The 10,410-nt window shown below is 72.3% G+C and carries 11 protein-coding genes; 10 read left to right on the plus strand and 1 reads right to left on the minus strand.

The features are described 5' to 3' along the window. Positions 1–266: 266 nt before the first annotated feature. Complete coding sequence (coaA, locus tag JWQ91_RS12340; protein ID WP_297784432.1) at positions 267–1,208, minus strand: type I pantothenate kinase; 942 nt, start codon at positions 1,206–1,208, stop codon at positions 267–269. A 96-nt stretch (positions 1,209–1,304) separates the two neighbouring features. Between coaA and glmS the strand changes: the two genes are divergently transcribed. From glmS to JWQ91_RS12390, 10 genes are read left to right on the plus strand one after another with little or no spacing between them, the layout of a single operon-like run. Continuing rightward, positions 1,305–3,149: a glutamine--fructose-6-phosphate transaminase (isomerizing) gene (gene glmS, locus JWQ91_RS12345; protein WP_297784435.1), complete on the plus strand. Its 1,845-nt coding sequence runs from the start codon at positions 1,305–1,307 to the stop codon at positions 3,147–3,149. Between the two features lie 13 nt (positions 3,150–3,162). Further along, entirely contained in the window at positions 3,163–3,516 is a 354-nt protein-coding gene (locus JWQ91_RS12350) for a holo-ACP synthase (RefSeq protein ID WP_297784438.1), read from the plus strand. Next, positions 3,510–4,952 (plus strand): bifunctional ADP-dependent NAD(P)H-hydrate dehydratase/NAD(P)H-hydrate epimerase, encoded by a 1,443-nt coding sequence (locus tag JWQ91_RS12355; RefSeq protein ID WP_297784440.1) that lies wholly within the window; start codon positions 3,510–3,512, stop codon positions 4,950–4,952. The genes JWQ91_RS12350 and JWQ91_RS12355 overlap by 7 nt, the downstream gene beginning before the upstream one ends. A gap of 1 nt (position 4,953) precedes the next feature. Further along, positions 4,954–6,075 carry an alanine racemase gene (alr, locus tag JWQ91_RS12360; protein ID WP_297784443.1) on the plus strand — a complete coding sequence of 374 codons (1,122 nt, stop codon included), beginning with the start codon at positions 4,954–4,956 and terminating at the stop codon, positions 6,073–6,075. Then, positions 6,072–7,049 carry an alpha/beta hydrolase gene (locus tag JWQ91_RS12365; protein ID WP_297784445.1) on the plus strand — a complete coding sequence of 326 codons (978 nt, stop codon included), beginning with the start codon at positions 6,072–6,074 and terminating at the stop codon, positions 7,047–7,049. Before alr ends, JWQ91_RS12365 begins: the two co-directional genes overlap by 4 nt. Beyond that, a complete protein-coding gene (gene tsaE, locus JWQ91_RS12370) occupies positions 7,046–8,035 on the plus strand; it encodes a tRNA (adenosine(37)-N6)-threonylcarbamoyltransferase complex ATPase subunit type 1 TsaE (RefSeq protein WP_297784447.1) in 990 nt (329 codons plus the stop codon). Before JWQ91_RS12365 ends, tsaE begins: the two co-directional genes overlap by 4 nt. A 9-nt stretch (positions 8,036–8,044) precedes the next feature. Then, positions 8,045–8,680 (plus strand): tRNA (adenosine(37)-N6)-threonylcarbamoyltransferase complex dimerization subunit type 1 TsaB, encoded by a 636-nt coding sequence (gene tsaB, locus JWQ91_RS12375; RefSeq protein WP_297784450.1) that lies wholly within the window; start codon positions 8,045–8,047, stop codon positions 8,678–8,680. After that, positions 8,677–9,111: a GNAT family N-acetyltransferase gene (locus JWQ91_RS12380; protein ID WP_297784452.1), complete on the plus strand. Its 435-nt coding sequence runs from the start codon at positions 8,677–8,679 to the stop codon at positions 9,109–9,111. Before tsaB ends, JWQ91_RS12380 begins: the two co-directional genes overlap by 4 nt. Before the next feature lie 38 nt (positions 9,112–9,149). Then, on the plus strand, positions 9,150–9,548 hold the full coding sequence (locus tag JWQ91_RS12385) for a DUF5709 domain-containing protein (protein ID WP_297784454.1): 399 nt from the start codon (positions 9,150–9,152) through the stop codon (positions 9,546–9,548). A gap of 57 nt (positions 9,549–9,605) precedes the next feature. Beyond that, entirely contained in the window at positions 9,606–10,358 is a 753-nt protein-coding gene (locus tag JWQ91_RS12390) for a lysophospholipid acyltransferase family protein (protein WP_297784456.1), read from the plus strand. The last annotated feature ends 52 nt before the right edge of the window (positions 10,359–10,410 follow it).

The following is a 10,410-nucleotide window of genomic DNA, read 5'->3' on the forward strand; positions in this document are numbered from 1 at the left end:
GGACGCGGCGCGGGTGCGCAAGGACGAAGCGGACGTGGTCCGGGTCGGGCGCGAGATGCAGGTCGTGGTGGCGCGATCAGGCGACGGCGAGCTGGTGGGTGACACCGAGCTGGCCTTCCCGGCCCACGAGGTCGAGGTCTACCAGGGGGACGTCCGGGCGCTCTGGGCCAGTGGTGCAGACCCGTCCTCGAGTGGCGCGCCCTGGACAGACACGCCGTCCCAGAACGTCCGATCCGCACCACTCGCGGGTTGGCCCGGCGGCGAGGTCAGATCTTGCGGAGGCGGACCCAGTCGACGGCGTGGTCGGGGCCCTTGCGCAGCACCAGGGACGCCCGTCCGCGCGTCGTGGCGATGTTCTCCTTGAGATTGGGCCAGTTGATCGTGTCCCACAGCTCGCCCGCGCGGGCGACAGCCTCCTCGTCGCTGAAGGCGCTGTAGCGGTGGAAGTACGAGTGCGGGTCCGCGAACGCGGTCTTGCGCAGCGACAGGAAGCGGTCGATGTACCACCGGCGCAGGTCCTTGCCGGAGGCGTCGACGTAGATCGAGAAGTCGAAGAAGTCGCTGACCGCGAGGCCGGGGGAGCCGTCACCGCGCGGACGCGCCGGCGCGAGGACGTTGAGGCCCTCGACGATGACGATGTCGGGCTCCTTGAGGGTCACGACCTCGTCGGTGCGGTCGTACGTCAGGTGGGAGTAGACGGGCGCCGTGACGACCTCGACGCCGGACTTGACCTCCATGACGAAGCGCAGGAGGGCCTTGCGGTCGTACGACTCGGGGAACCCCTTGCGGTCGAGCAGGCCGCGGCGCTCGAGCTCGACGTTGGGGAACAGGAAGCCATCGGTCGTCACGAGCTCGACGACGGGATGGCTGGGGGAGTGGGCGAGCAGCTCCTGCAGCAGGCGGGCGGTCGTCGACTTGCCGACCGCGACCGAGCCGGCGATGCCGATCACGAAGGGGGTGCGGCGCGACTGCGGCTCGTGGAGGAAGGCCTCGGTCGCCTCGTAGAGCGCCCCCGCGAGGCGGACGCGCATGCTGATCAGCTCGGTCATGGGGAGGTAGACCTGCCGGACCTCCTCGAGGTCCAGCTCGTCCCCGAGACCACGGACCCGCTCGATCTCGGCCGGCTGGAGGGGTTGGGCCACGTCGCCGGCGAGCTCGGCCCAGGCGGCCCGCTCGAGCTCCACATACGGGGACTGGTCGCGCGTCATGCCGCCATTGTCTCGCCTACCACCCGAGTGCGCTCCACTCGGTCCCTCTCGCACGCGATCACGGCGCTCGCCGGACTCGCTTGTACTCTCTAGTACATGTGCGGAATTGTCGGGTACGTCGGTCAGCGCTCCGCTCTTGACGTCGTCATGGGGGGACTGCGGCGCCTCGAGTACCGCGGGTACGACTCCGGCGGCGTGGCCCTGGTGGGCGACGGCACGCTGATCTCGGCCAAGAAGGCAGGCAAGCTCCTCAACCTCGATGCCGAGCTCGCGGAGCGGCCCCTGCCGGTCGCGCACACCGGGATCGGCCACACCCGCTGGGCGACGCACGGCGCCCCCAACGACGTCAACGCGCACCCGCACCTCGACGAGACAGGTCGCATCGCGGTGGTGCACAACGGCATCATCGAGAACTTCGCCGTGCTGCGCGCCGAGCTGGAGGCCACGGGGCACGAGCTGGTGTCGGAGACCGACACCGAGACCGTGGCCCACCTGCTGCACGACGAGCTCGAGCGGACCGCGGACCTGTCGGACGCCGTCCGCGCGGTCTGCCGGCGGCTCGAGGGCGCCTTCACGCTCGTGATCTGCGACGCGGACCACCCCGACGTCGTCGTCGGCGCCCGCCGCAACTCCCCGCTGGTCGTGGGACGAGGGGACGGCGAGAACTTCCTCGGCTCCGACGTCGCGGCGTTCATCGAGTTCACCCGCGACGCCGTCGAGCTGGGCCAGGACCAGGTCGTGACGATCACCCCCGACGACATCGTCGTGACGGACTTCTTCGGGGCGCCCGCCGCGACGAAGGAGTACCACGTCGACTGGGACGTGTCGGCGGCCGAGAAGGGGGGCTACGACTGGTTCATGCTCAAGGAGATCGCCGAGCAGCCCCAGGCCGTCGCCGACACCCTGCTGGGTCGTCACTCGCAGGGCGGCCAGCTCCAGCTCGACGAGATGCGGCTCAGCGACGGCGAGCTGCGTGACGTCGACCGCATCGTCATCATCGCCTGCGGCACGGCGTCGTACGCCGGGCTTGTCGCGAAGTACGCGATCGAGCACTGGACCCGCATCCCGTGCGAGGTCGAGCTCGCCTCGGAGTTCCGCTACCGCGACCCGATCCTCGACAAGAGCACGCTCGTCGTGGCGATCAGCCAGTCCGGCGAGACCATGGACACCCTGATGGCGATCCGGTACGCCCGCCAGCAGAAGGCGCGCGTCCTGTCGATCTGCAACACCAACGGCTCGACGATCCCGCGCGAGTCCGACGCCGTGATCTACACGCACGCCGGACCCGAGATCGCCGTCGCGTCGACCAAGGGCTTCCTGTCGCAGATCGTCGCGTGCTACCTCCTGGCGCTCTACCTCGCGCAGGTCAAGGGCACCAAGTACGGCGACGAGATCGCGAGCATCATCGCCGAGATCGACAAGACCCCGGCCGGCATCCAGCGGATGCTCGACGAGGGCGACCAGGTGCGCAAGCTCGCGACCGAGCTCGCCGGCTCCCGCTCGATCCTGTTCCTCGGCCGGCACGTGGGCTTTCCGGTCGCGCTCGAAGGAGCGCTGAAGCTCAAGGAGCTGGCCTACATCCACGCCGAGGGCTTCGCCGCCGGCGAGCTCAAGCACGGCCCCATCGCGCTGGTCGAGCGGGGCCTGCCGGTCTTCGTCGTGGTCCCGCCCAAGGGGCGCGACCAGCTGCAGGAGAAGACCGTCAGCAGCATCCAGGAGATCCGCGCCCGCGGTGCCCTGACGATCGTCCTGGCCGAGGACGGTGACGAGGACGTCGTCCCCTACGCCGACCACCTGATCCGCCTGCCGAAGGTGCCGACGATCCTGCAGCCGCTCGTCGCGACGGTGCCGCTGCAGATCTTCGCCGCCGAGTTCGCCAACCAGCTGGGCAACGACGTCGACCAGCCGCGCAACCTGGCGAAGTCTGTCACCGTCGAGTGACGGGGCTGCGCTCATGAGCATCATCGGGATCGGTGTCGACGTCGTCGACCTGGGTCGCTTCCGCGAGTCGCTGGAGCGTACGCCGACCCTGCGGGCCCGGCTGTTCACCCCGGCCGAGGCCGAGCTCCCGCTGGAGTCGCTGGCCGGCCGGTTCGCCGCCAAGGAGGCCCTGGCCAAGGCGATGGGCGCGCCGTCGGGGCTGTCGTGGCAGCACTTCGAGATCCGCCACACGCCGCAGGGGGCCCCCGAGTTCGTGCTGCACGGTGCCGCCCCCGAACGCCTGGAGGCCCTCGGCATCACCACGATCCACCTGTCGATCTCGCACGACACGACGATCGCGACGGCGTTCGTGGTGGCCGAGTGCTGACCGCCCACCGGGTCGCGGACATCCGCGCGGCCGAGGAGGCGCTGGCCGCCACCCTCCCCGAGGGAGAGCTCATGCGGCGCGCGTCCGTGGGTCTGGCCGACCGGCTCGGCCACATCCCCGCCGGCGAGGTCGCCGTGGTGCTGGTCGGGCCGGGCAACAACGGCGGAGACGCGCTGTACGCCGCCGCGCACCTGCTCGACCGCGGGGTCCGCATCGACCTGTGCCTCCTCGACCGGACCACGGTCCACGCCGACGGGCTGGCCACGGCGCTCGCCGCCGGCGCGCAGGTCGTGGCGGCACCGGGGGACCAGCGGCACTGCATCGACGCGCTGTTCGGCATCGGCGCCCGCCCCGGCCTGACCGGACGCGCCGCCGAGTGGGCCGAGTGGATCGCCGGCACCCGGCCCCGCACCGTCGCGGTCGACGTCCCGTCCGGCGTCGACGTCGACGGGGCCACGCTGCCGACGGTGCACGTCATGGCCGACGCGACCATCACCTTCGGGACCTACAAGAACGCCCTGCTGGTCAGCCCGGCCGCCGGCGCGGCAGGCTGGAACGCCACCGCGATCGCCGAGCTCGTCGACATCGGCCTGGCCCCCCACCTGCCGGCGCCCAGCGTGGAGGCGATCGAGCCCTCCGACGGACACCTGCTGCTCGACACGTTCGACTGGCTGCGCAACCCCACGAGCCACAAGTACTCCCGCGGTGTCGTCGGCATCGCTGCCGGCTCGCAGCAGTACGCCGGTGCGGCCCACCTGTGCGTTGCGGGCGCGCTGACCGGGATGGCAGGGATGGTGCGGTTCGTCGGTGACCCCGAGCTCGCCCGGCGCATCGTCGACCGGGCACCCGAGGTCGTCGCGGGCCACGGTCGGGTCCAGGCGTGGGTCGTCGGCCCCGGCAGCGGCGACGACGCCGAGCAGCAGCTCGCCGCCGCGCTGGAGGACGGCTCCGCCCTGGTCGTCGACGCCAGCGCGCTGCAGCACGTCCCCGACTCGTTCGACGTCCCCGCGCTCCTGACGCCGCACGCCGGCGAGCTCGCCGAGATGCTCGGCACGCGGCGCGACTCCGTCGAGGCCGACCCGCTCTCGCACGCGACCGAGGCCGCCGAGCGGTGGGGCACCACGGTCCTGCTCAAGGGCGCGCGGACCCTCGTCGTGACCCCGGGGCGCACGACCCGGGTCAACCTGACCGGATCGCCGTGGCTCGGCACCGCCGGCGCGGGCGACGTCCTGGCGGGACTGGCCGGCTCGCTGCTGGCCTCCGGCGCCGACCCGCACGACGCGGGCTCGATCGCGGCCTTCCTGCACGGCGCGGCCAGCGTCCGGGCCAACCGTGGCGGTCCCGTGACGGCGTCGGCCGTCGCCGCCGCACTGCCCGGGACTCTCGCGGCGTTCCACGACGGCCAGCTCGACGACGTCCGTGACTGGAGGAGCTGACGTGGCGACCCCCCAGGCCGAGGCCGTCATCGACCTCGACGCCTTCCGCACCAACCTGTCGGCCCTGGCCGCGTGCGCCCCGGGCTCGGCCCTCATGGCGATCGTCAAGGCCGACGCGTACGGCCACGGGATGGTCCCGATGGCCCGCGCGGCCCGTGACGCCGGAGCGCCGTGGCTGGGGGTCGCGACGATCGACGAGGCCCTCGCGCTGCGCGCGGCTGGTGACACCGGCGACCTCCTGTGCTGGCTCGCCAGCCCGGGCGCCGACTTCGCCGGTGCGATCGGCGCCGGGGTCGAGGTCACGGCGTCGTCGGCCGAGCAGCTCGCCGAGATCCTCGCCGCCCCCGTCGACGTACGCCCCAGGATCCAGCTCAAGGTCGACACGGGGCTGTCCCGCAACGGCGCGTTCGGCGCGAAGTGGACCGAGCTCGTCGCCGCCGCCGCGGCCGCGCAGCGTTCCGGTGCCGCCGAGATCACCGGCGTCTGGTCGCACTTCGCGTGCGCCGACGAGCCCGACCACCCCGCCAACGACGCCCAGGAGGCGGTCTTCGACCGTGCCGTCGCCGAGGCCCACGCCGCGGGCCTGGACTCGGTGCTGCGCCACCTCAGCAACTCCCCGGCGACGCTGACCCGGCCGTCGGCCCACTACGACCTGGTGCGCGTCGGGATCGCGGCCTACGGCATCCGCCCCGACCCCGGCATGACCTACCCGACCGTCCTGACGCCGGTCATGACGTTGCGGGGACGGCTCGCGGCGGTCAAGCGGGTCGAGGCCGGCGTGGGCGTGTCCTACGGGCACGCCTGGACCGCCGAGCGCGCCACGACGCTGGGGCTCGTGCCGTTGGGGTACGCCGAGGGGATCGCGGTGTCCGCCTCCAACCGGGCCGAGGTCGCCGTCGGCGGCGAGCGGGCCCGCGTCGCCGGCCGGATCTGCATGGACCAGTTCGTCGTCGACCTCGGCGACCGGGCGGCGGAGCGCGGTGACGTCGTGACGCTGTTCGGCCCGGGGACAGCCGGCGAGCCCACCGCCGAGGACTGGGCGATCGCATCGGGCACCATTGCGTACGAGGTGGTCACCCGGCTGGGTGGCCGCGTGGTGCGGACCTATCGAGGGACGACATGAGCAGGACAGCAAGGATCGCGACGACGGCGGGCGCCTTCGTGGCCGCCGGGGTGGCCGCGACGGTGCTCAACGGCCGCCAGCGCACGCAGCGGCGCCGGCGGCGCGGCGAGGACGTGGCGTTCGGCTCGGTGCACACCCAGCGGCGCACCGTGATGTCGAGCGACGGCATCTCGCTCAACGTCGAGGTCGAGGAGGCCGACGCCGCGACGCCGACCGTCGTGTTCCTCCACGGGTGGGTCGAGACGATGGACCTGTGGCACTACCAGCGGCTCGCGCTGCGGGGCCGGGTGCGGATGGTCTTCGCCGACCTGCGGTCGCACGGCCTGTCCGGCCGGTCGTCCCACCGCAGCTCGTCGATCCCGCACCTGGCCGACGATCTCGCGAGGGTCCTCGACGAGCTCGTCCCGGAGGGGCCCGTCGTGCTCGTGGGGCACTCGATGGGCGGGATGACGATCATGGAGCTGGCCGTCATCCGACCCGAGCTGTTCGGCGACCGGGTGCAGGGCGTCGTCCTGGTCGCCACCAGCGCGGGCAACCTCATGCGGACGAGCCCGGGCCTGCGCCACCTCGTCCCGCTGCTGCGGGTCGGCGCCCCGGTGCTCACGTGGGGCCGCCGGTTCAACAGCTACTCGGTCATCCGCCGCTGGGGCCTCGGGCCGCACGCCCAGGAGCGGCACGTCGACATGGCCAACGAGATGCTGCTCGAGGCCTCGACCAGCGTCCTGACGGACTTCTACCCCAATTTCGTGGGGCTTGATCTCACCGCGGGCCTGGACGACCTCGGTCGCGCCCGCACCGTCGTGATCGCCGGGACCGCGGACCAGCTGACCCCCGTCAAGCACGGCCGGCGGCTCGCCGACGCGATCCCCGACGCCAAGCTCGTCGTCCTGGAGGAGGTCGGCCACATGATCCCGTTCGAGGACCACGAGGCCGTCACCACGGCGATCGAGGACATCGTGGAGACCCTGGCATGACCTCGAGCAACGCCCTCAACGTCATCGACGCGGGCCCCGAGCACGCGGCGGTCATCGTCGACATCATCCATCGGTCGTTCGGCGCCCGACCCGCGCTCGACCCGCCCACGACGGCCCTGGACGAGACCGCCGAGACCGTCGCCAGGACGCTGGCGACGGCGGGGGGCCTGCTGGTCGAGCGTCGCGGTCTACCGATGGGCGCGATGCTGTTCGACGAGTCCCGTCCGGGCCAGCTCGGCCTGCGCCGCGTGTGCGTCGACCCTGACATCCAGGCCCGCGGCGTGGCCTCCGCGATGCTGGGCGTCGCGGAGGACACCGCCGAGGAGCGGGGCAAGGACGGCATCTGGCTCGACGTCCGCGAGGAGCTGCCCGAGACGGTGCAGTTCTGGTCGCGGCGGCTCTATCACCCGGTCGGCCGGGACGAGCCGTTCATCGAGTTCGGCAAGACCCTGTGGCTGGCCCGGGAGGTGCCGACGCCCGAGGAGATGCGGGCGCTCGCCGCCCGGCTGGCCCCGCTGCTGCGGGCCGGTGACCTGCTGGTCCTGTCGGGCGACCTCGGGGCGGGCAAGACGACGTTCACGCAGGGGCTCGGCGAGTCGCTCGGCGTCCGTGGGCCGATCACGTCGCCGACGTTCGTCCTCGCCCGCACCCACCCGTCCCTGGTGGAGGGTCCGCCGCTGGTGCACGTCGACGCGTACCGGCTCGGTGACCTCAGCGAGATCGACGACCTCGACCTGGACTCCACGACCGAGGCGGCCGTGACGGTCGTCGAGTGGGGCGACGGGATGGCCGAGCAGCTGACCGACAGCTGGCTGCACCTGCGGATCGAGGTCCGCGGGCCGCGTCCGATCGACCCGCTGGGCACCCCGCACGACGGCGATCTCGGCGATGTCGCCGAGGACGCCGATCCGCGGGTCGTGACGATCAAGCCGCACGGACCCCGCTGGGTCGGCGTCCCCCTCCGCTCCACGTTGCTGGGCTCGTAGGCTGCTGACGTGCTGCTCCTCGCCTTCGACACCGCCACCCCTGTCATCACGGTCGCCGTCCACGACGGTACGCGCGTCGTGGGGGAGGCCGCCGGTGAGGGCGCCATGGCCCACGGCGAGCTCCTCGCCCCGGCGATCCGCGATGCCCTGGCCCAGGCCGGTGCGTCGATGTCCGACCTGACCGACGTCGCCGTCGGTGTCGGGCCCGGGCCCTTCACGGGCCTGCGGGTCGGCGTCGTGACGGCCCTGACGCTGGGATCCACGCTGGGCATCACGACCCACGGGGTGTGCTCGCTCGACATCGTCGCGGCCGACGTCCAGGTCGAGGGCGAGTTCCTCGTCGCGACCGACGCGCGACGCAAGGAGGTCTACTGGGCCCGCTACGCGGCCGACCACCTGCGGCTCGACGGCCCGCACGTCCTCAAGCCCGCCGATCTCGCGATCCAGCACCCGGACCTGCCGGCGTACGGCGCGGGCGCCGGGCTCTATGACGGCGTCCTGCGGGCCGCGGGCGAGGACGGGAACCCGCGCGCCGCCGCGCTGGCCGGGCTGGTCGTCACGGGTCGTGCTCTGGAGCTGCCGCTCGAGCCGCTCTACCTGCGCCGGCCCGACGCCGTGCCGCAGGTCGTCTCCAAGCGCGCATGACCCGCACCGCCACGACCGACGACGTCGCGGCGATCCTCGCGATCGAGCAGGCGTGCTTCGGCGCGGCCGCATGGACCACGGGACTCGCGCTCGCCGAGGTCGTCGGCGACCGGCACGTCGTCCTGCTGAGCGACGACGGCGAGGCGTACGGCGCGATCTCCGTGTCGGGCGACGTCGCGGACCTCGACCGCATCGCGGTGGTCCCCGAGGCGCGCGGCCGGGGACTGGCCCGCGACCTGCTGGACATCCTGATCGACCGCGCACGTGACCTCGGTGCCGAGCGGATGCTGCTCGAGGTCGCGGCCGACAACGCCGTGGCGAAAGGACTCTACGAGTCGGCCGGGTTCGACACCATCAGCACCCGCAAGGGCTACTACGCCGGGGGAGTCGACGCGTTCGTCATGGAGCTCGCGATCCAGGAGTGGCGCTGACGGTTTGCCGCGACGGCTGATCGTGCGAGTCTGGAGGCATGACCGAGATACCCGAGACACCCGACACCTTCCCCGAGGACGATCAGGGACCCGACCAGGACGCGATCTTCGACGACCCGGACGAGACGCTCGACTCGGGCTACTCCCCGCCGGAGAGCTATCGGGGTGAGGGATTCGGCACGACCGCCGAGGAGATGCGCGAGGGCGAGTCCTTCGACGAGCGGCTGCGCCAGGAGATCCCCGAGCCGGATCCGTACCGCGAGGAGACCGAGGACCTCGACGACGGCGAGGTCGGCACGGAGCGGGCCGGCCGCCTGGTCGATCCCAACGGCGGCATCGGCGAGGACGTCGAGAAGGACCTCGTCGGCGAGGACGTCGGCATCGACGGTGCGGCGTCGAGCGCCGAGGAGGCCGCGGTCCATGTCGTCGAGCAGTAGGATGTGAGGCTGATCTCCTCACCCGGCGGGTGCCCCCAGGTCCACTAGGGTGACGTGATGCGCGACTACACCTACCCGGCGACGATCCTGACGGCCAAGACGCTGTTCAAGGTCCTCGGGATGAAGTTCCAGACGTCCGGCACCGAGCACATCCCCCGCGAGGGCGGGGCGATCCTCGCGGCCAACCACGTCGGCTACGTCGACTTCATCTTTGACGGCCTGGCCGCGCAGCCGAGCGGGCGGCTGGTCCGCTTCATGGCCAAGAAGGACGCGTTCGACCACAAGATCTCCGGTCCGGTGATGCGGTCGTTCCACCACATCTCGGTGGACCGGGACAACGGGCAGCAGTCCTACGACGATGCCGTGCAGTACGCCCGCGACGGCGAGATCGTCGGCATCTTCCCGGAGGCCACGATCAGCCGGTCGTTCGAGATCAAGCAGCTCAAGACCGGGGCCGTGCGGATGGCGGCCGAGGCCGGCGTCCCGCTGATCCCGATGGTCACGTGGGGCACGCAGCTGCTCAAGACCAAGGACCACCCGTCGGACATGAAGGGGCGCGGCCGAACGATCGGCCTGCACGTCGGCGCCCCCCTCGCGGTGACCGGCGAGGACCCCGTCGCCGAGACCGCCCTGCTGCGTGAGGCCATGACGGCCCTGCTCGACAAGGCGATCGCGGAGTACCCGCTGCGCCCCGAGGGCCAGTGGTGGGCGCCCGCCCGGCACGGCGGCACCGCCCCGACCCTGGAGGAGGCTGCGCGGCTCGACGAGGAGGAGTACGCCGCCCGCGCCGCCCGGAAGCAGCGGCAGTAACCCCCCCAGATTTGCGGACTCCTGCACGCTCTCACCCCGCCTGGAACGTTCA

The sequence above is a fragment of the Aeromicrobium sp. genome (assembly GCF_025965075.1).
Taxonomy (GTDB): domain Bacteria; phylum Actinomycetota; class Actinomycetes; order Propionibacteriales; family Nocardioidaceae; genus Aeromicrobium.